Origin of the sequence: Pseudoalteromonas maricaloris, from assembly GCF_024746855.1 — a bacterium.
In the GTDB taxonomy this organism is placed as follows: Bacteria; Pseudomonadota; Gammaproteobacteria; order Enterobacterales; family Alteromonadaceae; genus Pseudoalteromonas; species Pseudoalteromonas maricaloris.
The window spans coordinates 1240493-1261836 of record NZ_CP024626.1 but is presented as its reverse complement, the minus strand read 5'-3'; the positions used below and the strand labels follow the sequence as shown (position 1 = coordinate 1261836).

Below are 21344 nucleotides of genomic sequence, written 5' to 3'. Positions count from 1 at the left end.
AATTCAAAAGTCAAAAACCAAGCTTAAATGTAAAGATAAATTAACAAAAAGTCACATACTCTATACTCATTTGGAATTTTTTCAGCCTATTTATTCCTCTTGCCCTGTCGCGTTACCCCTCTCTAAAATCAAAATTAACTAACTGTATTTATTGATAATATATAAAGAAAAAGGATAAACCTCGCACTTATTTGGTCAGCTAACCTATACATTAAAAAACATATTGTAAATTTTTTTTGTATTTTTTGTTTATTTTTTAAGCTTTACTTCTATCCTAGTGTAACCAGTCGAAATTATGTGCAATTTTTATTTAGCTGGCGTTGTTCATTATCTCAAAACAAACGCAATCAAGCGTTGAACTTTGGTGAATAACGCGTCTACAGCAGCTAGATAAGTTCATAACCTTGAGATTGGTAAACACAATTAAACAAAACAACATGCAAGGAACAACAAAATGCGTAAATTAAGTGCTATTAGTTTTGCAGTATTAGCGGGTTTGACCTCAGTCAACGCACAAGCCGCTAAAATACTTAGCGTAGAGTCAAACAAAGCAATCGATGATCAGTATATTGTGGTGTTCACAACACCTTCTGTTTTAAATGTCAAAGACAGTAAAGCGGTTGCAGCCTTCGCTAATAAGCAAGCTAAAGCGTTACAGAATAAACATAACGTAAGCATTACAAAAGAGTTTGGTGGCGTGCTAAACGGTGTGGTGATTAATGCATCGGCAAAGCAACTAAAAGGTCTGCTTAATAACCCAAATATTGACTATATCGAACAAGACCAAGTGGTTACAGTGACCCCTGCTATCACAGCAAGCGGCGACCAAGCAAATCCAACTTGGGGTCTAGATCGCGTCGATCAACGTAATCTACCGCTAAACTCAAACTACCATTATGATTTTGATGGCACTGGCGTAACGGCCTATGTTATCGATACGGGTGTTCGCATTAGTCACAATGAATTTGGTAACCGTGCATCACATGGTTATGACTTTGTTGATAATGACAATGATGCAACAGACTGTAACGGTCATGGTACCCATGTTGCAGGCACAATTGGTGGCGGTGAATATGGGGTAGCGAAAAACGTCAATATCGTTGGCGTAAGAGTATTGGGTTGTAACGGCTCGGGTTCATATTCAGGCGTTATCTCTGGTATCGATTGGGTTAAAAACAATGCATCAGGCCCATCCGTTGCTAACATGAGTTTGGGTGGTGGCGTTTCTCAAGCGGTTGATGACGCAGTGAACAACGCAGTTGCCTCAGGCGTTAGCTTTGTTGTTGCGGCGGGTAATGACAATAGCAATGCCTGTAATTACTCACCAGCACGTGCAGCCAATGCAATCACTGTGGGTTCAACCACAAGCAGCGATGCCCGTTCTAGTTTCTCAAACTATGGTAACTGTCTAGACATTTATGCACCGGGTTCAAGTATTACTTCTGCTTGGTATAACTCAGATACATCAACCAATACCATCAGCGGTACTTCGATGGCTGCTCCGCACGTTGCGGGTGCTGTTGCGCTATATTTGGATGAAAACCCAAGTCTAAGCCCGTCACAAATTGATAGCTTGCTGAGCCAACGCTCATCAAAAGGTAAAGTCTCTAACCCACAAAGCGGTTCACCTAACGAGCTACTTTATACACTAGCTGATGGCACTGATCCGGACCCAGATCCAGATCCAATCACAGAGCTAGTTAATGGCCAAGGCGTCAATGCATCTGGTGCATCTGGTCAGCAAACCTTCTATAAGTTGGTTGTTCCAGCAGGTGCTAGCACGCTGAACTTCTCACTTGCTGGTGGTACTGGCGATGCCGACCTGTATGTACAGCAAGGCACTCAACCAACGCTAAATAGTTACGCTTGTCGCCCGTATCTGGATGGTAACAATGAATCATGCGACTTCACTAATCCGACTGCTGGTGATTGGTATGTGATGCTAAATGGTTACGCTGCGTATGCAAATGCGACCCTCACAGGTACTTACTCATCTGATCCAGGTGGCTGTGGTAGCAATTGCCTAGAAAACGGCATCCCAGTAAGTGGTCTAGCTGGTGCATCTGGCCAAGAGTTGCAATACACCATTGATGTTCCAGCAAATGTAACCTTGACAGTTGCAAGCTCTGGCGGCTCTGGCGATGCAGACTTGTATGTTCGTAAAGGTGCAGCACCTACGACATCAACCTATGACTGTCGTCCGTTCTTAAATGGTAATAATGAATCTTGTAGTTTAAGTTCAGGCCAAGGTGCAACCTATTACATCAAGTTGCGTGGCTATTCTAGCTTCTCTGGCGTAACACTTGTTGCAAGCTATTAATTGGCTTTATTACAAATAAATCTCATTTCGTTTGGGGTTTATTGAAAAAACAAGTACAGTGGTGGCTCGTTTGAGCCACCATTTTTGTTTTTAATGAGTATTGTATTAGATCTCTACAGCCAATTATTACATCAAGGGTTTTATGACCATGTGTCTGACGGTGAACTACACACCGAAGTGCCGCTCATCTGTAGTAGTATCTCGCAAGTAAAGCTCGATGGCATTGTTTACCATCGCACTGCGCAAACTGCGGCGATGATGCCTGAAAACTATGGTAGTTTGATCCTTATCTCTGAAGGAAATGGTTGGTGGCTGACTGAGCAATCCTTGCAGCGTGCTGATCTAACACAGTTAATCTACCTTGAAGCAAATCAAAAACATGTGTTTCACCTTCCGACACAATACCACGCTGTTAGCTTCAACTTTCCAATCAATTGGCTCGTAGCTCGAACCGGCAAGCGGCTTTTGCATGGACAAGCGCTGACAATTCCCTCTGGTCTAACAACATTACTCAAAAGCGCCTTAACCGCCACAACGCTAAATTTAACAGCGGCAAAATGGCTTGAAGATGAAATTTTACTGCAGCTAAGTGCTTGCCAGCCGACTCAATTACCAAGGTCGCCGCTGGCGGAGTTAAAACGGCTCATCTCTGCACATGCAAGTGATGAAGCATTTTGTATCGATATGCTTTGTGAGCACTCTGGCTGGTCAAAACGTTATATTCACAAACTCTTTGCCGCATCTGATCTGAGTGCCAGTGAATATCTGATCCGCACCAGACTCACTCACGCTTATTTTGACTTACTCAATAGCTCTGCATCATTAAATCAAATTGCTATTGATAGCGGATTTAAAAATCAGGCGCACTTCAGCCGCCGTTTTAAGCAATTATTTTCTCTTTCACCCAAGCAAATTTCACAACGAGTGCACTCTTAGACAAAACTGAACCGTGCAAAATATATATAATAAGAATCACTCTCATTATCCATAGTAGTAGAACAATGAAAATCAACACGCTCTATGCTGCAGTGTGCCTCTCACTGCTTTCTCAAACCACCAGTGCCAATGAAAACCAAAAAGATGAGTTAGAAAGAATAGAAGTTCAGGGCAGCCAATATAAAAGTACCGGAACAAAGTCGTCTTTAACACCAATCAACGCGCCCTTTTCTATTTCTCATATAGATCAAGACACCCTGCAGCTACGCCAAGCTGACTCGGTCAATGCTGCGTTACGCTATGTTTCTGGTATCACACCAGAAAGCCGCAGTACAGTCACCATTTTTGACCAATACACTATTCGTGGTTTTGAATCTTATCGAAATTATTACGATGGCCTAGAACTGCAATCCAATAATCTTTGGAATCTATATCCTCAAGTTGATGCCTTTGCCACCGACACCATTGAGGTACTAAAAGGCCCAGCGTCAGTACTTTACGGCTCTGCACCGCCAGGTGGCATGGTGAACCAAATAGCAAAGCTTGCCAATGGCACTGAGCAAACACAGGTTCGCCTGAGAGTCGGTAGCAGAGCGCTCAAAGAAATCGGCGTTGATCATGGAGGTGTTATCTCTGATGAACTAAGCTATCGAGCCATTGCGCTATCAAGAACAAGTGATGGCCAGCAAAAAACAACGGAAGAAGAACGCACTGTATTTGCACCTTCGCTGCGCTGGCAACCGAACCATGATACGGCGTTAACTGCACAGCTTTATTACCAAGACGATCCCAAAGCCATACCATCTACCCCCTTACATAGCGTTGGTACGCTTGCGCGCGCAAGTTATGGTTATCTAGATGCAGATGCATTTGCAGGCGATATCAATTGGTCTAATTTTGATAGAACAACGCTAATGGCAGGGCTAAAGCTGGAACATAGTTTGTCTGACGATTGGTCTTTATTTGCCAACTGGCGTTACACCGATGCAGAAGGCCTGCAGCAAAATACCTATAACCAAAATTTAATTGCCGATAGCGACACCATACTTGTCCGTTCAGCATATAAAACCGATGAAACGCAACATGGCTATGTTTTAGACAACCAATTGTCTACTCACTTTACAGTTGGCGACTCATCACATCACTTGCTCTTAGGTTTCGAATACAAAAGCTTAAGCTCAACCGTAGGGTATTGGGATACACTCGGGACAGGCACACCAAACATCAACCTAGCAGCGCCCAATTATGCAGCATTTGATGTCAGCGCTTTGCCACTTAACTTCTATACCGAAGCGCACGATATTGAACAAAGTAACCGTGCGTTTTACATCCAAGACGAAGTGACAATATCAGCATTGACCCTCTTGGCAGGTCTTAGATACGACAGTTTCACCAGTGATGTTACTGCTGATAAAAACTACGCTGGCACCGAGTGGCAAACGGAATCAAATATTGATGACACCCAACTCACCGGGAGGATTGCCGCACTTTATCAGCTGGATTCTGGTTGGCGACCTTACGTGAGCTATAGTCAGTCATTTGAACCCGTTGCAGGAGAAGATAGCGTAACTCAACAAGCCTTCAAGCCAACTGAAGCAGAACAATGGGAACTTGGCGTTAAATATCAATCTCGCGATACACAGCTAACATTTGCGCTATTCGATCTCACTAAGCAGAACGAAATCATTAACAGCAAAGACTTTGTCACGAAAACTCAAGCCGGTGAAATCCAATCCAAAGGTATTGAGCTCGAAGCTTCTCACACCTTTAACCAACAACTCGATGTGCAGTTTAATGCCACGCATCTAGACCAGAAAGTCACTAAAAATGAATTAGACCAAGATTTGGTAGGGAAACGCTTAGTGTGGGTTGCAGATAACACCGCTTCGCTTTGGTTAAACTATTATCCAAGCCTGCTAGACGCACTTAAAGTAAGTGTTGGTGCTCGGTATGTTGGCGAGAGTTATGTTGGCAAATATAACTCAGATACCGTGCCATCCTATACCTTATTCGACATCGCCTTTGATTATGAACTCAACGAGCAAGCTAGGATCACTTTTAGCATTAGTAACCTCAGTGACAAGCGATACGTTGGTGCATGCTATGACGAAAGTAACTGCTGGATGGGGGCTGAGCGCAAAGCCGATGTTGGTCTTCACTATCGCTTTTAGTCATTCATCTAGGAGAGCTTACGGAAGGACATAGACTGAAAGATTTAAACGGACACCCACCTTAACGCGCCTGCAAGCATTAAGGTGGGTGTCCTTGTTAATTCAGTCTGTAAATTCATCCATTTATTCATTCTCATTTAGCTTTAACTCAAAGGAAAACAATGCGTAAAACACTATTTAAATGGCACAGTGCAATGGCATTAATCGCGATACTGCCGCTCGCCGTTATGTCAGTCACAGGTAGCATGTTGGTGTTTAAGTTCGAGATAGATAGCCTATTACTTCCAAAGCAAGCGACATTGACTTATCAGGACCAAGACGTCCAACGTCAGCCCATGAAGATGCTCGTTAATTATGTCGCAGACACCCACCCAAATTATGAAATTGGTAGCTGGGAAATATTCGATGATGGCTACGAAGCTGATAGAGTCTATTTATTAAAGCATGATACAGACACATGGTTCAAAACGTATCTAGATCCTTACGCGGGAAAAATGCTAAGCGAACCTGTGGGTATTCACAGCGATTTTACTGATTTTATTCTCCACCTACATTACACCTTACTACTTGATGATGTGAGCAAAACCTTTCCACACATGGGTGTCGTTATCGGTTTAGTTGTTGCCATACTTTTTACTTTGCTTGGTGTGTCCGGCTTAGTGATATATCGGCGCTTTTGGCGACGATTCTTTAGCTTTAGACGACAAGCTCCTCGACTCGTCATGATGAGCGACCTGCATAAGGTAATTGGTATTTGGAGTGCGCCGGTATTACTCGCGCTCGGCATTACTGGCGTTTACTTTAATGCAGTGGAGTATTACCACGAGGCTTTTGAGCATCAAGAAGATGAGCACCATATTGTCACCCACACAATGTTTAACCACTCATTAGATTTTGATGCCATGATGACCCAAAGCCATCGTGCGGTTGACGGACTTAAACCGACCTACTGGCTATTTCCATTTGAGCCAGAGCAAACCAGCATTACCATTTTTGGCAGCGTCGCCGATGCCAACCCGTTCATTAGTAACTATGCAGCAACGGTTAGCTTTGACGCGCAATCTGGTAAACAAACCTTTGCCTACGATATTCGAACGGCGTCTACTGTAGACCGGGTAATCGACAGTTTTAGAAAACTCCACTTTGGCCACTTTGCAGGGCTTACCAGTAAAATAATTTGGTGTATTATGGGGCTCGCCCCCGTATTGCTTGGTTTTACTGGGTTATATTTATGGTGGCAAAGAAAGCGTAAGAAACTCAAGAGTAAGAAAAACCGTCAACTCGCCTTAGGCTGATGGTTCAAGTTTCAATCCAGATCCGTTATTGTCGTTATTATCAGCAAATAACGAGCAATCACTATGAAACAACTTGGGCTAATTGGTGGTATGAGTTGGGAGTCAACACAAAGCTACTATCAGCTTATCAATCAAACCGTTAAAGCAAAGCTTGGCGGGCTACACAGTGCTAAGCTTTGCTTGTATAGCGTCGACTTTGCCGAAATTGCAGAGCTTCAAGCAGCTGGTGATTGGCAAAAAATGACCACCATTTTGGCTGGTGCTGCTACTTCGTTGAAGCTTGCAGGCTCTGATGCCATTGTGATCTGTACCAACACCATGCATAAAATTTCAGATGAAATTAGCGCAGCGTCAGGATTACCGATACTGCATATTGCCGACGCAACCGCGAAGCGACTTAAAGATGACAGCGTAAAGCGAGTTACGTTATTGGGTACAATGTTTACGATGCAGCAAAACTTTTATAAAGCACGATTGCAAGACCTTCACGGCATTGAGGTCATAACACCTGATGGTGACCAACAAACTTTAGTTCACAACATAATTTATGACGAATTATGTCGCGGTGAAGTCAACGCAAGCTCAAGGCAAACTTATCTAGACATCATCGATACACTCTATCAACAAGGGGCTGAAGGGGTAGTTTTAGGTTGCACAGAAATAGGTTTGCTCGTTCAACAAGTGCATACTCAAGTCCCTCTTTATGACACGACCAAACTGCATGCTGAAGCCGTTGTAGAGTGGTCACTTGGGGTAACGTCTTGCTTTATTCATGAGTAATATCAAACTTTGTTGTAATTAAAAAAATAACAACGAAATCGCTATTGTCGCGATTACTTGGCTACTATAGAATTAAATCTCACTTATTCTAATTAAATCAGGGATGTATTATGACCCAATACGACGAATATAAAGTTATCCATGTAGTTGAAGGTGGCTGTGGTACACTATTACTTGGCTCAAGTGGATTACCGTTAAAAAAGCTTGAAGCAACATTAAATATGGAAGCGCAAGATGGCTGGCAGCTTGTTTTCCAAGTTATCGAAAACAAACGTTTTATGCTATTTTGGAGCCGCGAAGCCGTGATCTTAACACTGGGTCGTAAACGTGCTTAAACGCTTTGCTCTGTCTGCCATTCGCCGCTATCAAGCGAATGGTGGAGCAAAAGCCCACTTCAATATAAGTTGTAATTTTACGCCGTCATGTTCTGAATATACCTATCAAGCAATCGAAAAATACGGCTTCTTTAAAGGCGTACGTATCGGTTTTTGTCGGATCAGGCGCTGCAATGATCCAGATTGTATTGAAGTAAAATCAGATCCCCTACCATAACCTAATCCTAGGAGTTTGCATGGACGAAATAGCATTAAGAGAACAAGAAGAAGCGTTGAGAAATCAAGTTGCTCAGCTAAGTCCAGAAGCGCGCAGGCAGTACTACCAACTAGAAGAACAGCTAGTAAAAGATCCTGATACTTACGCCGTACTCAATTACTTCTTTGCTGCAGGTTTACATCACTTTTATCTGGGTAAAACTGCACGTGGTGCTATTAATCTAACCTTGATGTTAATAGGGCTTGCGCTTATTCTCTTTTATGGCTGGATACTGCTAATTTTAGTGTGCTTAATTGAGCTACCTCAGTTATTTAATAGCCAAAAAATAGTGAGAAAATACAACATCGATGTGATGCGAGAAGTGCTAGATGAGCTCAAAGATACACAGCAGAATCAAACAATCTAAAGAAACGCAGTGGCTTTGGATTATAGCGGCCACGGTAGTGGTCGTTTTATTTAGTGGTTATCAGTTTTATACCAAAGGCGTGCCTTACTTCGCTGAAGAGATCTCAGCCTCACTGCCCAAACAAATCTACCAAATCATCGACGAAGGAAGCCTAAACGAGCTAGATAACTCGGAATTCTCGGAGTCAAAGCTAAGTGAAATCAAGCAGCAAGAGACTCGAGCTTTATTTGTCTCATTACTTGGCGCCAATGCATCGAGTGAACGTGAATTTAAACTTGAATTTAGGCAGTGGAAAGATAAAGCCAATGCCATGGCATTGGCCAATGGTACTATTGTGATCACCGATAACATGGTCGAACTGGCGTCTACTCAGCAAGAGCTTAGCGCAGTGTTACTCCACGAGATTGGTCATGTCGAGCATAATCACGTCATGGAATCTCTTGTTAGCTCGTCTATCGTATTTGTCAGTTTGAGTGTCGTATTGGGTGACATCTCTGCGCTCTCAGATCTTATGATGCAGGGCGCAATGTTAGGTATCAACCAAAATTACTCTCAGCACGCTGAACTCGAGGCTGATTTGTACGCGCACAATAAGCTAATGGCGCTGTATGGTAATAGTATTGCGATGATCTCTATATTTGAAAAACTCGCCAAGGAAAACGACGAGCAGCATAGTTGGTTAAGCACACACCCAAGTTTTGAGCAACGGATAGAGCGAATAAAGCAAAGCCTTTAACATTGACTGTGTTTATTCTCTCTGGCTCTGACAGCAATGAACGTGCACTCACTTTGCCCACGTGTTTAGCTACAGAAAAACAGAGTTTTTCGCCCCCTAATTAAGACTCCTCACAATGTATCTCGCCACAGAGCTGTTGCAGCACTAATAAGTTAGCCAAAGGCAAAAATTGCCAATATGATGCCTCTATGTATAAAACAGCTCAAATATCTTGTTGCGAATATCAGCTTCTACCCCAACTCTATTATCCACAATCGCAATTTAAAAATACGCTGTATATTCATGAGCATACAGCGTGAATGGTAAATGCTGTTTTAGGCTTAGCATGCTGTATTACGTTACTAAGTAACCTGATGTAATGGTCTCCTCCCACACTCGGCATCGGTGCGCCATGATTGAATTGCAAACAATCAAAATGGGAGAAGACCAAATGCAAATTACAACAATCAGTATCGATATCGCAAAAAATATTTTTCATTTTATTGGATGTAACCTATCCAATAAGATTGTAGTAAAGAAAGCTATTAAACTTAAACGTAGTGAAAATATAGGCCAATGCGATACCGAGCATAATCAGCAGCAGAAGCACAAACCTTTTTAAAACAGACCCCATAAATTCCCCTGAGAAAAATAACTCTCCCGAACTTCACCTGCATTCTCCCCTAATTATTGCTAGGACAAGGCTTACCAGGTATCGTTTTGGCGTTGGCATCACGATAGTGTATGCGACTTGTTGAACATAAGTCAGATACAACCAGCGTTTACCTACTAGCACTACATTTAAGGACAGCTTAGAGCTGCGCCAGACATGGCCAGTTCCAAACTGCACAAATATCCGATTAAAAAAACCTCTCTGTTTCAGGCGCCACCCTTTTATGATGGCGCCCCGCTTTCATAGCTTGATCACCGAAAGGAGGCTGGAATGGTTATCGCTCCATTGGATCACATTCTGACTCACTTCCCGCAGCGGCACACTCTTACTCACCACTTGAGGATCAGCCAAATAGCGCATATTGCTAGTGAATATCACCCACTCAGCTTGATCTGTATCGGTCGCGGAGTCCGATGTTTTAAAGTACCGAGACTGCAAGCCACTTTGCGCTTCGATACCAGACATAATCGCTCTCAGATCTAGGTAACTGTTGGAAATGTGGAACACCAGCACCCCATCAGCCGCCAGGTGCTGCTCATACAAGGCGAGCGCTTCTCTGGTTAATAGGTGCTGAGGAATAGAGTCACTTGAAAACGCATCCACAATGAGCATGTCAAACCCATGAGCACCATTTTGCTGGTAATCATTAGCTAAGCTCACCCGCGCATCGCCGGAGCGCACATCTATAGTTGCCGCCGAGGTTGTCAGGTAGTTAAAGTATCTTTTAGCAACATACTCAACATCCGGATTGATCTCATAAAATACAAATTCATCCTGTGCTTGCCCATAGTATGCTAATGCCCCCACACCCAGACCGATAATGCCCACTTTATTACCTGAGCCATTATTAGCCATCAGGTTGAGCATAACACCTACGCCTGTTTCCGGGCGATAGTAACTTAATGGCATGGGCTTACCTTGATGAGCCAATGCTTGCGCCCCATGCGACGTGTAGCCATCGATTAGCCTGCGTTGTGGATTATCGATATTCACAATATCCTTCACCTGTATAATACCGAAAAAATTACGAGATTCGTAAACATTATATTTATTAAACTGACTTTGCATCAGGTAAAACAAACTGACAAACACCAAGCAACCTACAACATTTAGGTAGACCAATTTGCGCTCTACTTTCCCTTGCTGTTTTTGCCATTCCATTGCAATGGACAACACAAAGACCAAGCATATACCAACAATGTACTCATAGTACTGAGTAAACAATTCAGTGGCTAGAATGGACGCAAATACACTACCTGCACATCCGCCAGCAGCCAGTATCAGGTAAAACAGGGTCATGTCTTCGTTGCCTGGTTTAGATTTGGCTATTTCACCATGGCAGATAATACAAGCAACAAACAACACAACGAGATACAGGCAGATTTGTTCAGTGATCGCAAACTGCGAGCCAATAGAGAATAAAAACAGTGCCACCAAGGATACAACAGAAAACATAAGGTTCCAGTACCACTTAAGATACACTCTCTCATCGAAGAAACACAATATATATGTCAGTAAATATAACGCCAGCGGTAAAGTCCATAAGAAAGGGATCGGTGGGACATTGATCGTCAGGTTGTTGGTCGTCGATACAAGCAGAATAACACCTGTCGCAGAGAGTAAAAACCACTTAATACATCTGGTGATATTTACCCCTGATGCCAGCTTAGATTGCGCTGTTTGAACTGGCTGAGTGGCTTTCTTGTTCGTATTGCGATAGACCTGATAAAGGCAGTAAAAATTGAACAAAGAAAATGCGATATACAAGCTTGACCACATCCAGACCTGCATAGACAGCGCCAAGTTATATTCGATGATCAATGGATAGCAAAACAGTGCCATCATGGCTGCAACGTTCGAAACTGAATACAGCCGATAGACCTGAACGCTTTTTACCGAATGACTAAGCCAATACTGAAGTAGTGGCGAAGTGGCCGACAGCACAAAATACGGCGCACCTATTCCCAGCAACAGTAAAGTGAAGATATCAAAAAACGGCTGTGTTGAAATTTCCGTCGTCGCAATTGACTCCAGACTAAGCGGCATCAGTGCCATTCCGACAACCAGCAACACACTGTGCACCGCGAGCTGCTGATAGACAGTTCTCAGCTTACTAATACAAAATGAATAAAGATAACCAACCAATAATAAGCTCTGATAAAAAAGCATACAGGCAGTCCACACCGCACTCCCCCCGCCAAAATACGGTAATATGATTTTTGCGACCATGGGCTGGATCCCAAATAGCAAAAATGAGCTTAAAAATATTGTTGTTATAAAAAAATACTTCATGCCTTAAACTATTGATTGTTAAATTTTATTTATAATACTATAGATGGCATGCTTTAACACTGCATATTCCAGCTCATAATTCAGACACATCAAGTACCTAGCAAAACGCATGCTAATGTCAATTTAGATGCATCTTTATATCTGAACGCTTGTTATTCTAATTTCAGGCTTACTGCGTCACTAAAATTAGCCAAGGGAGATAATACAAACCGATCCCCAACAGCCGCACCGCCTTTAATCTCGATAAGGCTGTCTGACTGCATACCAAACCGGAGCTTTTGCCAATGCCCGGTGTCATCGACCACTTTGAGCAAATCTTGTTCCGAGTTTGCCCTAACACTTTCAGGTAACTCAATGTAGAGGGCATTTTTGATTGTATCAATTTCAATATTACCATCGACCGTGAGTTCAGGCCTTAGCCCAGGAACATACTGGCCGACCAAGGCCATTTCAATGTTCACTTTGCCATCAATGACCGTCGGATCGCTCCGCTGTACCACAGTGCCTACCTTGCCCGCCAAGGTCTGGATATGACCAGGTGTACCTAAATTGATTCTATCCGCATTAAATTGAGGAACCTTTAACCTTACGACCAGATTGCTGTCAGACCCCATCAAGGCTATTTTTTTCCCCGGCAGATACGCTGCTGCGGATATCCACCGTCAGTTCCTGGAGAATACCCGCAATGCCCGCGGTCACTTGCATTCTATCCAGCATTTGTTTAGCCGTATCATAATTAAGCTGGAATTGCTCTTCAATTTTTTGTTGTAGCTCAATTCGTTTTGCATGAAGAATTTTTAAAAACGCTAGACGGCCGATACTGGTTTCAAGTTGCTTCTCAAGATCGGACAGCTTTAACGTTGTACGCTCAAAATCAATGTCTGAAACAATATTTTTCTTATGTAACTCAAGCTGTGCGTCATGATTGAGTTTTTCCAGCTGAATTTGGCTACGCAAGTTGTGAACCGCCTGCTCTTGCTCGAGTAGCGTGTATTGATCCTGAAGCTTTTTTCTTCCATGCTCGCTTTATGCTTAACTAGTTCAAACCTCGCTTGATCTACCTTGCGCACCAATTCTGGGTTGTTCATTGCTACGATCACGGTATTGGCTTCAACACGATCACCGGGATAGTAAAATACTTTTTCAACAATCGCTTTGTCATCGCTGCTAATCACGTGCAAATCTCAGGAGCGCAATTTGCCATAACCTGCGACTTCAATTTTCAGCTCTCCTTGCTTTACACTGGAGATCCTCAGTTCTTCTTTCTTGATAACTGGTACAGTTGGAAAGAACATATAGCCAAGCAGTGGTAAGCAAATAACCGCACACAGTAATAAACGCTTTACCTGAATAGCGGATGTGGAACGCTTGTGTCTTTCAATGCTGTCCTTAATATTCAGTTCCATGTAAACCTCACTACGCATTTATACCTAACCGTGTCGTCTGTCCTACAGGCTGCTTTGTACTGATAATGCTGGCGTTCGCCTGTATTACCTTAGCCTAATATCAGTACAAGCTAGTTTGATAAACAAACTCATAAACTTACAGTAGATACTTGCTCTAACATTTTTCGGGCAATTAAAAGTAACACAGCAATTTTTGTTGCAGCAAGTCAACTGAGCTGCGGTGAACAATAAACACGTCTTTTATTTAATCTGTGCTCACTCAGATCAGCAATGAATGAATTTCTTGTCACAGGAGTTGAATCCTCGCGATATTTTTTACATTGGATAAGCAGTTCATAATGAGTGTCAGGCATTGCCTCAATGTATGATTATCAATACGTCAGCTCTATAAGTTGATTTAAAAATGAATAAATGGATTATAAGACCAGTAAAAAACCCGCAGCCAAAGTTAAGCTGATATGTTTTCCCTATGCAGGCGGAGGTACACACGTATTTATCCCATGGCAGCAGCTGCTGCACCCTCATATAGAACTGTGTATTGTTCAACCTCCAGGCCGAGGATCAAACTTCGAGCTTGCACCGTTCGCAGAGATGACGCAACTGGTTGACGCACTGAAGCCTGAATTAAGCTCTGATTTGAATGGTAATTACGCGGTATTTGACCATAGCTTAGGCAGCAGAGTCGCGCTTGAGGTTGTGCGCCGAGCAATTCACTTAGGTTATCGTAAACCTCAGCACTTTGTTGCACCTGGCAGTCCCGGGCCCAAATTACCTTGCCTAGATAAAGACTGTACCAGCCTGAATGATGCGCAATTCATTCAGGTGATAAAGGAGCTCAATGGTACACCGCCAGAAGTATTGGGTAACATGGAGCTACTCGAGCTTTTCCTGCCGACACTGAGGAGCGATTTTTACCTCGCAGAGCAGCATAAATGCGAACAAAGCAGCCTAATTGCAGAGCACATGACAATACTTTCAGGTAAAAAAGATACTATCACCTCAGCTCAGTTGGACTCATGGCATCAGTTTGCTGTCCACAGTGAGATAGTTCTGTGTGAAGGCGTTCATTTTTTCATCCATTCGCACTCAGAGTAAACGGTACAAGTGATCAACCTAAAGCTACAAAATACAGGTGTGTTATAGCCATGCTAGGATAATCAGAAACTCACGCGTGAGTGAGTTAGTAAGTGGTCGATCCTGAATATTGAGGTTTTGATGCTCAGACTGGCTGAACTATATCAGTAATCAATCCAGACTGAGCATTATCTTTATCGACAGTTCATTGCATGAGCGCAAACCACAAACTGCTCTTTCAATGTTGTCGCGACACTCACTTTAACACCAAACTCATACGGCTTCGCACTTTTTCCCTTAGAGATACATTCAACATCCGGTTCGTGTAGGCTATAGAGTTTGTTTTTACTCGTTTTGTTTGCTTTAACAGCCGCTCTGCTTAGCGTAACTTTTTAATAAACTTTGCACTCGGTTGCTCTGTGATTTTTCTCAGAATATCTTTCATGACTCGCCTTAAATAATTCTTCTGCGTTTTGAGTTCCTTTTTCATTCAGGGTGAGAGCATACTTCGTTAACAACCATTAACCGAAGATAAGCTCTGCCCTGTTAACAGCTAAGCCCTAATCACCTTATCTAAATATTCAGTGTCCAACGCGGCGTTGCTTTCATCGTACACTGGTTTTTAAGGCAGTCTCTCATTTTAATTGATTCAGTTCTACATGATTGAATATGTTGGAATTTCCTATAGTATGGCCCCAATTTATTGCGCAGTTACCTCTCTGAATGAGACGCTAATAACCCAGTGCAATTGATTCTCACCGGCACAATGGCTACACACATGCTTGGCTAACTATTTGCTGATCAATCAGAGCTGAAGTTATAGTGGATGTCGATAAGCTTTGCCATTTTCTGCGCAGCAGTACATAGCTTTCTCTATAATTTTGAATTATGGCTAATTATCCATAAACAGGAGAGATTTAGCTTGAAGAACTTTATACCTACAATATTCAGTACAACCACGTTGCTGTACCAAATAGCTATGTTCGCTACATATTCATTCTGACTATCTTATTCTAACTTCTCTGGTGTTTGAAACACCCTGACAGATGGGGAAGTTACTCAACTCACTACCTTGCAAAACTTGCACGAACGAAGGTTTTTTTGGTTTCTGCCATAGTCAGAGAACCCTTGTAAATTGAGCTCTGAAGTGTGACTCATAATTCGACTGGGTGCCACTTTGTTTCTTTTTTTCGTATAATCCCATTACATTTTTTAACTTGCAATCTCTGTTTCTAAATTGGAGAATCTGTTTTTAAATGAATCACGGGTAAAAAATGAAACCATCTAAACTTTATCTGCTACCTATAACAGTAGCCAGTATCAGCACATTTCTCACGGCCTGCACATCTGAAACAGAATCTAATCTTTTGAAAACAAACGCAATTAGTGCGGATATATCAATAAATTCAAATGGAGAAAGAGCCCGAATCGTGGCCGAGTTAAATGTTGGGGACTCGTTCGGCTCTAATGTAAACTTAAGCGAAGGCGATACACTAAGAGCGATCGTAAATGGTCAGACGATCCAACTGATTAAAGATACCGACATTCTAGATATTGATTACGAGGGCAGATCCTCAGTTGTAACTGGTAACAGCCTATATACTATCCAGTTAAATCGGAAGAAGGAAGAAAATGCTTCTGCGTCAGTTGAGCTTCCTTTAGGCTTTCTGATACTTACCCCGAAGCAGAGAAAACTTTTCGATATGATGAAGATATTGAAATTCATATTGATGGAATAGACTTAGCGAGTGAGACATCTCTTATCGTTAACTATGCATGCCCGAATAATACGGGCGGGTTAGTGACAGGCTCTTTCTCAACACAATTTGGAAACTCGACAAGCAATACATTTAATGCAAAAAGCGCTAACCTCATAGATCTAGAGCAGATTGCAGCTTCAAAACCATGTGAATTTGATATGGAAGTTCAGAGAGTTAGAACTGGCCGCTTTTCTGGTGCACTTAAAGACAATAGTTTAATTAGGAGTATCCAATCAAGGGTTATTAAAGATCTAGAGTTTACTTTTTAGTTTACATAGCTTTTGAGTAGTCACAGCGTTAAATGCCTCCCCCTGTTTCTTCTAAATTTAAATGGGTGTCTTTTTAGCCGCTTTTCGCTTTAGCTGTACTTTAGCGTAGAAAACGAAACCAAAGTGGAGCGAGTCCACTTTGCTTTAAGATAAAACAGAACTAGCTAGTACTGCTCAGTAGCCCTTTTTTAGTCTTCTAGTATCGCTTTGTACAAAACGATACTTCTTTGCAAGTGCTCTTTCCTTGTCTCTCTTATCTTTTAGGCTGACGTTGTTTCTTTGATGTTCACTTCTTAGTTTTATGAAGTTGTTGAAGCGCCTAACTTCAAGTTCTCCACTCTCTATCGCTTGCTGAACAGCACACCCGGGCTCATTTTGATGTGAGCAATCACTGAAACGGCAGGCGCTTTCTAACACTTCAATTTCTGCAAATGTTTTACTGATCCCTTGTTGGCAGTCGGCTAGTTGGATCTCTCTCATTCCTGGCGTATCGAGCAACACTGAGCCATTGTCCATAAAATGTAACGAGCGAGCAGTTGTTGTGTGCCGCCCTTTTGCATCATCTTCACGGATTGAACCGGTGAGCTGCTCTTTACACCCTAACAGCGTGTTCACCAAGCTGGACTTACCCACACCAGAAGAACCTACAAATGACAACGTTTTTCCCGTGCTACACCAAGCTTTTAGGCACTCAACGGAGCTCGGCTCCAACGCATTAATCGCTTCGACTGTCAAAAATGGGTCCAACTCCTGAACAAGTTGTACTTGCTGTTGCCAACCGTCAACCAAATCCTTCTTAGTCAAAACAACTATTGGCTCCACTTGCGCTTCATTAGCCAGTGCTAAGTAACGTTCGATCCGGTTTAGATTAAAATCCTGATTTAGCGAGCAAACAATAAACAGGCTATCGATATTTGCGGCTATCAATTGCTCCGCGACTTTACTGCCCGCAGCTTTCCTTGAAATAACCGATTTGCGGGATAATAGCCTAATAAATTGATAATTTTCATCCAACAAAACCCAATCACCAACCGTCATACTAGGCAGTGATACATGAGTAGCTAAAGAAATTTGCCGTGATTGCAACTGGATTAAATAATTACTTCTGTGGTGCGCTATCACGCGGCCAAGATTTGATGATTCCAGTTCTGTGAGTGTCAGTTGCTGTTGAAAAAATGCTTGCCAACCAAGCTGTGTTGGCGAATAAGATGTATTCATTATAAAATCTCAAAAATGCAGAAAGACTGCAAAAATCAAGCAGGGTTAATGAATATCATTGACCCCGGAGAAGCCCGTTAGGCATCACACCGGGTAAAAGGAGTAAAAATTTAGAAGAGACGAAAGTTAGCGTCTACTAATCACACCTAGCTACAACTTTTACCGGGTGGCTCAATAAAACAATCATCAAATTCTCCTTAAACTTTTTTGAATACTGCCGTAGATTAGCACTGAAGATAGGCGAGGTAAACCAAGTATTTCACGCAACCAATTTCAATAATAGATTAAAGTTTTGTGTTTAAAGCGATATCAATCACGCAATTTTTTGTATGTTATCTGGGCTAAAATAAGAGCAGACGCTGATCCGCCTGCTCTTGTGATTTTAATAAGCTTACAACGCCAACATTAAAATCTCTTTCGCCTTCGCTAAATCAATATCGCCGTGCTCACCTAGCGCCGTCATGCCGTTCTTTTCTAGATTAGCGATAACTTCTTGTACTGCTTTTTCGTCTAATTGGTAATCAGCTAAACGCGTTTGCACCGCCATCGACTCAAAAAAGTCTTGAACTGCTTTTATCGTTTGGTCAATTTGCTGTGCTTCGTCTGCGGCTGCAATACCAAATACACGCTCACCAAGTTGCTTGATTTTCTCGGCTTTTTTGTCTCGTTGCACATACATCACCGCAGGTAATACAATCGCAAGCGTTTGCGCGTGGTCAAGGTTATACAATGCCGTTAGCTCATGACCAATCATATGCGTTGACCAATCCTGTGGCACGCCTTGACCAATAAGGCCATTTAGCGCCATAGTTGCAGACCACATAACGTTTGCTCTTACATCATAATTGTTAGGCTCGCTTAACGCCTTTGGCCCTTCGCTGATAAGCGTTTGTAAAATACCTTCTGCGAATCTGTCTTGCAGTGGCGCATTTACTGGATACGTTAAATACTGCTCAATCACGTGAACAAACGCATCCACTACCCCATTACTCACTTGGCGAGGCGGCAGTGAATAAGTGTATTCTGGGTCGAGTACCGCAAACTGCGGCTGTACCGTTGGTGACGAAAACGCACGCTTTTGCGAAGTTGCCTTTTTAGTAACTACTGAGTTGCCGTTACTCTCAGAGCCAGTCGCAGGTAAAGTAAGTACAGCACCAATCGGCAATGGGTTGCTAAAGCTTGCGCCTTTTACCAAAATATCCCAAGGCTCACCGTCAAAATTAAAAGCTGCCGCCACAAACTTTGCGCCGTCAATAACACTGCCGCCGCCAACCGCAAGAATAAAGTTCACATCGTTTTGCTTTGCTGTCGCGACCGCTTGCATTAGTGTTTCGTATGTTGGGTTTGGCTCCACACCACCAAATTCCACAACCTCAACACCTGTCAATGCACTCATAGCTTGGTCGTATACACCATTGTTTTTAATCGAGCCGCCACCGTACAGTAGCAGCACCTTTGCAGCCTCCGGTAATCGTGAGGTGATTTCACGCATTTGGCCTTTACCAAAAAGAATTTCGGTTTGATTTTTAAATACAAAATTAAGCATACTCAATTCCTTACTGTTTAATATTCGGTTCTTTCGCTAACATTTCTAGCAGCTTTTCTGCCAGTAATGTGTCTGAAAACGGGTTTTGTCCTGTAATTAGCTCTCTATCAACAACCACTTTTGGCTGCCATGCATTTGCAAACTGCATCTCTCCTCCAGCCTGAGACATAGCTGCTGCTGGGTAAAAGTTGAGCTTTTCGCCATTTAACGTGCTTTCAAATACCTGTTCTTCTGGGTTCGAAAATATCGTCATTTGATATCCGTCATAAATCCAGTTTTTCGCTTGAACAGGTGACTGTGTTGTTAAACTCTTATAATACGCTTTTGGTTCACTTTGCGCCGATAGCAACGTAATTGGGCCGTGGCAAATCGCGGCTGTTGGTTTATTCTCGCGGTTAAAATGGCGCAAAATTTCACCCACCTGCGGATTATTCGCCAAGTCAATTAACGGTGCGTGTCCGCCTGGAATAAATACCGCATCAAACTCGTCTAGCCCCGCTGCAAGGATCTCGCTAAAACTTGCGGTATCATTAATATCTGGCAGGTTAGCAATAAATTTTTTGATGCTTTGTAATTTAGTCTCATCACCGCCAAAGTAATCAACCGTCACTGATTTTTGATCAACAGCAGGGGCATTGCCTTTTGGTGTTGCTAAGACCAGTTTATATCCAGCATCCACCAATGCCTTTGCAGGTATCCCAAACTCATTGAGGTAGTAACCTGTTTCTATTGTCTCGCCACTAGCAAGTTCCATCGATGTTTCGCTCGAAAGTAACACTAATACCTCACCTTCACTTGCATGAGCGCTAAGCGTAAGTACTGCACCCAATAACGATGACACCCAACCCAAAATATTCACTATACCTTTTTTCATCCCGGCTCCTCATACCAGTTCAATATCGACGAGTTTAGGCGATTTGCGGACACAGGAGAATTCGGATAAATTGGTAGGAGCAATCAGAATATTTATGGCTCAAGTATTTTATGTCTCATCTCACCCAACTAAAAACCTTTGTGGAAGTATACCGCTGCAAAAATATCACCAAGGCAGCGGCCAACTTGGGGATGTCGCAGCCGGCTGTCACGGCACATATTCAAACCATGGAAGCGGTAGTAGGAAAAGCCCTGTTTGAACGTCAAGCAAGAGGGGTAAAGCCAACGCCAACAGCACATGACTTAGCGCTGCAGGTATCTGGTCATATCGATATTTTAGAGCAGAAGATCACTTCAATTCGAGCACGCTCCAATGCGGTGTTTGGCACACTAAATATTGCTGGCCCCGCGGAGTATTTAAGCTTTGTCTCTGGTCCACAAATCGCCAACTTACTGCAAGCGGGCAACATTAACGTGGTACTTCATATTGGCAATAAAATTAACATTTTCGACGCACTAATAAACGACACCGCCGACATCGCCATTGCCGCCTCTGCGCCAGATCCCACAACCTTTGACTATCTCGTTCTAGACAAAGAGCAATTGTGGCTAGTGATGAACCGTTTAGAGGGCAGAGAAATTCAAGACAGCGATATTACCGCCGACTTACTCTCAAGCTATAACGTCGTCACGTACGATCAAGACTTACCTTTAGTTAGACAATACTTTGACCGTGTATTTAATGCGAGCTGCAACTCTAATGTCATCGCCATTTGTCCAGACATTAGAGCAATTGCTAACATTATTCGCTCTGGAATAGGTTACTCCGTCCTCCCCGATTATCTCTGCCGAGATCTCATAAAAGCAGGTGAACTGATCCAACTTGGCCCCGTAGGCCCCGAAAATAATATCTATTTGGTATGGAAAAAGGGCGCGTTAAAACACCCTCGCATTGCCTTTGCAAAGGATGTGATCTCCGCCTTTGCTAATATTAATTATCTTTCGAATTAAAAAGTTGTAAAAAAAAATATTTCCGCAGATTTCTGCTGAGAATTCCT

General features: G+C 42.7%; 19 protein-coding genes and 2 pseudogenes. 13 read left to right on the top strand and 8 right to left on the bottom strand.

All coding sequences use genetic code 11. The annotated features are described in order from the left end of the window. Positions 1 to 454 precede the first annotated feature (454 nt). The 10 genes and pseudogenes from CTT31_RS23345 to CTT31_RS23300 form a co-directional block, all read left to right on the top strand. Positions 455 to 2320, top strand: a complete 1866-nt coding sequence (locus CTT31_RS23345) for a S8 family serine peptidase (RefSeq protein ID WP_039496595.1) — start codon at positions 455 to 457, stop codon at positions 2318 to 2320. Positions 2321 to 2413: 93 nt separating this feature from the next. Then, the gene (locus CTT31_RS23340) at positions 2414 to 3256 is read left to right on the top strand and encodes a helix-turn-helix transcriptional regulator (RefSeq protein ID WP_260492675.1); all 843 of its coding nucleotides are present in this window, start codon (positions 2414 to 2416) and stop codon (positions 3254 to 3256) included. A gap of 65 nt (positions 3257 to 3321) precedes the next feature. Then, positions 3322 to 5427: a TonB-dependent siderophore receptor gene (locus CTT31_RS23335; RefSeq protein WP_260492674.1), complete on the top strand. Its 2106-nt coding sequence runs from the start codon at positions 3322 to 3324 to the stop codon at positions 5425 to 5427. Between the two features lie 161 nt (positions 5428 to 5588). After that, entirely contained in the window at positions 5589 to 6722 is a 1134-nt protein-coding gene (locus CTT31_RS23330; RefSeq protein ID WP_260492673.1) for a PepSY-associated TM helix domain-containing protein, read from the top strand. A gap of 63 nt (positions 6723 to 6785) precedes the next feature. Then, the gene (locus tag CTT31_RS23325) at positions 6786 to 7502 is read left to right on the top strand and encodes an aspartate/glutamate racemase family protein (RefSeq protein ID WP_260492672.1); all 717 of its coding nucleotides are present in this window, start codon (positions 6786 to 6788) and stop codon (positions 7500 to 7502) included. A gap of 110 nt (positions 7503 to 7612) precedes the next feature. Beyond that, on the top strand, positions 7613 to 7837 hold the full coding sequence (locus tag CTT31_RS23320) for a DUF4177 domain-containing protein (RefSeq protein WP_010369821.1): 225 nt from the start codon (positions 7613 to 7615) through the stop codon (positions 7835 to 7837). Further along, on the top strand, positions 7830 to 8054 hold the full coding sequence (gene yidD, locus CTT31_RS23315) for a membrane protein insertion efficiency factor YidD (protein WP_083229856.1): 225 nt from the start codon (positions 7830 to 7832) through the stop codon (positions 8052 to 8054). Before CTT31_RS23320 ends, yidD begins: the two co-directional genes overlap by 8 nt. Before the next feature lie 19 nt (positions 8055 to 8073). Then, on the top strand, positions 8074 to 8460 hold the full coding sequence (locus CTT31_RS23310) for a TM2 domain-containing protein (RefSeq protein ID WP_260492671.1): 387 nt from the start codon (positions 8074 to 8076) through the stop codon (positions 8458 to 8460). Beyond that, positions 8423 to 9196 (top strand): M48 family metallopeptidase, encoded by a 774-nt coding sequence (locus CTT31_RS23305; protein ID WP_260492670.1) that lies wholly within the window; start codon positions 8423 to 8425, stop codon positions 9194 to 9196. Before CTT31_RS23310 ends, CTT31_RS23305 begins: the two co-directional genes overlap by 38 nt. Positions 9197 to 9626: 430 nt before the next feature. Then, positions 9627 to 9731 (top strand): annotated as a pseudogene (locus tag CTT31_RS23300) (IS110 family transposase); the annotation flags it as partial. A 357-nt stretch (positions 9732 to 10088) separates the two neighbouring features. Here the strand turns inward: CTT31_RS23300 and CTT31_RS23295 are convergent. The 4 genes from CTT31_RS23295 to CTT31_RS23280 form a co-directional block, all read right to left on the bottom strand. Next, positions 10089 to 12077 (bottom strand): spermidine synthase, encoded by a 1989-nt coding sequence (locus CTT31_RS23295; protein ID WP_260492669.1) that lies wholly within the window; start codon positions 12075 to 12077, stop codon positions 10089 to 10091. Positions 12078 to 12292: 215 nt separating this feature from the next. Further along, the gene (locus tag CTT31_RS23290) at positions 12293 to 12757 is read right to left on the bottom strand and encodes an efflux RND transporter periplasmic adaptor subunit (protein WP_211856551.1); all 465 of its coding nucleotides are present in this window, start codon (positions 12755 to 12757) and stop codon (positions 12293 to 12295) included. Next, the gene (locus tag CTT31_RS23285) at positions 12744 to 13097 is read right to left on the bottom strand and encodes an HlyD family secretion protein (protein ID WP_260492668.1); all 354 of its coding nucleotides are present in this window, start codon (positions 13095 to 13097) and stop codon (positions 12744 to 12746) included. Before CTT31_RS23285 ends, CTT31_RS23290 begins: the two co-directional genes overlap by 14 nt. A gap of 227 nt (positions 13098 to 13324) precedes the next feature. Then, complete coding sequence (locus CTT31_RS23280) at positions 13325 to 13546, bottom strand: hypothetical protein (protein WP_211856554.1); 222 nt, start codon at positions 13544 to 13546, stop codon at positions 13325 to 13327. A gap of 411 nt (positions 13547 to 13957) precedes the next feature. Here CTT31_RS23280 and CTT31_RS23275 point away from each other — a divergent pair, with 411 nt between their 5' ends. Then, a complete protein-coding gene (locus CTT31_RS23275; RefSeq protein WP_260492667.1) occupies positions 13958 to 14641 on the top strand; it encodes a thioesterase II family protein in 684 nt (227 codons plus the stop codon). A gap of 200 nt (positions 14642 to 14841) precedes the next feature. Here CTT31_RS23275 and CTT31_RS23270 read toward each other — a convergent pair. Next, positions 14842 to 14979 (bottom strand): annotated as a pseudogene (locus CTT31_RS23270) (IS5-like element ISGpr5 family transposase); the annotation flags it as partial. A 915-nt stretch (positions 14980 to 15894) separates the two neighbouring features. Here CTT31_RS23270 and CTT31_RS23265 point away from each other — a divergent pair. Further along, positions 15895 to 16359, top strand: coding sequence for a hypothetical protein (locus CTT31_RS23265; protein ID WP_260492666.1), 465 nt, complete (start codon positions 15895 to 15897; stop codon positions 16357 to 16359). A gap of 464 nt (positions 16360 to 16823) precedes the next feature. Here CTT31_RS23265 and rsgA read toward each other — a convergent pair whose 3' ends face one another. The 3 genes from rsgA to CTT31_RS23250 form a co-directional block, all read right to left on the bottom strand. Further along, complete coding sequence (rsgA, locus tag CTT31_RS23260) at positions 16824 to 17867, bottom strand: ribosome small subunit-dependent GTPase A (protein ID WP_130127657.1); 1044 nt, start codon at positions 17865 to 17867, stop codon at positions 16824 to 16826. Between the two features lie 391 nt (positions 17868 to 18258). Continuing rightward, positions 18259 to 19413, bottom strand: coding sequence for an iron-containing alcohol dehydrogenase (locus CTT31_RS23255; protein WP_039496563.1), 1155 nt, complete (start codon positions 19411 to 19413; stop codon positions 18259 to 18261). 10 nt (positions 19414 to 19423) lie between these two features. Further along, on the bottom strand, positions 19424 to 20287 hold the full coding sequence (locus CTT31_RS23250) for a type 1 glutamine amidotransferase domain-containing protein (RefSeq protein WP_260492665.1): 864 nt from the start codon (positions 20285 to 20287) through the stop codon (positions 19424 to 19426). Positions 20288 to 20397: 110 nt separating this feature from the next. On the opposite strand from CTT31_RS23250, the gene CTT31_RS23245 reads away from it, so the two are divergent. Further along, on the top strand, positions 20398 to 21297 hold the full coding sequence (locus tag CTT31_RS23245) for a LysR family transcriptional regulator (protein ID WP_010369842.1): 900 nt from the start codon (positions 20398 to 20400) through the stop codon (positions 21295 to 21297). Positions 21298 to 21344 lie beyond the last annotated feature (47 nt).

Excerpts from the sequence above, each read along its gene's own strand:
- CTT31_RS23345 (WP_039496595.1), top strand. The coding sequence starts at position 455 with ATGCGTAAATTAAGTGCTATTAGTTTTGCAGTATTAGCGGGTTTGACC.
- CTT31_RS23340 (WP_260492675.1), top strand. The coding sequence starts at position 2,414 with ATGAGTATTGTATTAGATCTCTACAGCCAATTATTACATCAAGGGTTT.
- CTT31_RS23335 (WP_260492674.1), top strand. The coding sequence starts at position 3,322 with ATGAAAATCAACACGCTCTATGCTGCAGTGTGCCTCTCACTGCTTTCT.
- CTT31_RS23330 (WP_260492673.1), top strand. The coding sequence starts at position 5,589 with ATGCGTAAAACACTATTTAAATGGCACAGTGCAATGGCATTAATCGCG.
- CTT31_RS23325 (WP_260492672.1), top strand. The coding sequence starts at position 6,786 with ATGAAACAACTTGGGCTAATTGGTGGTATGAGTTGGGAGTCAACACAA.
- CTT31_RS23320 (WP_010369821.1), top strand. The coding sequence starts at position 7,613 with ATGACCCAATACGACGAATATAAAGTTATCCATGTAGTTGAAGGTGGC.
- CTT31_RS23310 (WP_260492671.1), top strand. The coding sequence starts at position 8,074 with ATGGACGAAATAGCATTAAGAGAACAAGAAGAAGCGTTGAGAAATCAA.
- CTT31_RS23305 (WP_260492670.1), top strand. The coding sequence starts at position 8,423 with ATGAGCTCAAAGATACACAGCAGAATCAAACAATCTAAAGAAACGCAG.
- CTT31_RS23295 (WP_260492669.1), bottom strand. The coding sequence starts at position 12,077 with ATGGTCGCAAAAATCATATTACCGTATTTTGGCGGGGGGAGTGCGGTG.
- CTT31_RS23280 (WP_211856554.1), bottom strand. The coding sequence starts at position 13,546 with ATGGAACTGAATATTAAGGACAGCATTGAAAGACACAAGCGTTCCACA.
- CTT31_RS23275 (WP_260492667.1), top strand. The coding sequence starts at position 13,958 with ATGGATTATAAGACCAGTAAAAAACCCGCAGCCAAAGTTAAGCTGATA.
- CTT31_RS23265 (WP_260492666.1), top strand. The coding sequence starts at position 15,895 with ATGAAACCATCTAAACTTTATCTGCTACCTATAACAGTAGCCAGTATC.
- rsgA (WP_130127657.1), bottom strand. The coding sequence starts at position 17,867 with ATGAATACATCTTATTCGCCAACACAGCTTGGTTGGCAAGCATTTTTT.
- CTT31_RS23255 (WP_039496563.1), bottom strand. The coding sequence starts at position 19,413 with ATGCTTAATTTTGTATTTAAAAATCAAACCGAAATTCTTTTTGGTAAA.
- CTT31_RS23250 (WP_260492665.1), bottom strand. The coding sequence starts at position 20,287 with ATGAAAAAAGGTATAGTGAATATTTTGGGTTGGGTGTCATCGTTATTG.
- CTT31_RS23245 (WP_010369842.1), top strand. The coding sequence starts at position 20,398 with ATGTCTCATCTCACCCAACTAAAAACCTTTGTGGAAGTATACCGCTGC.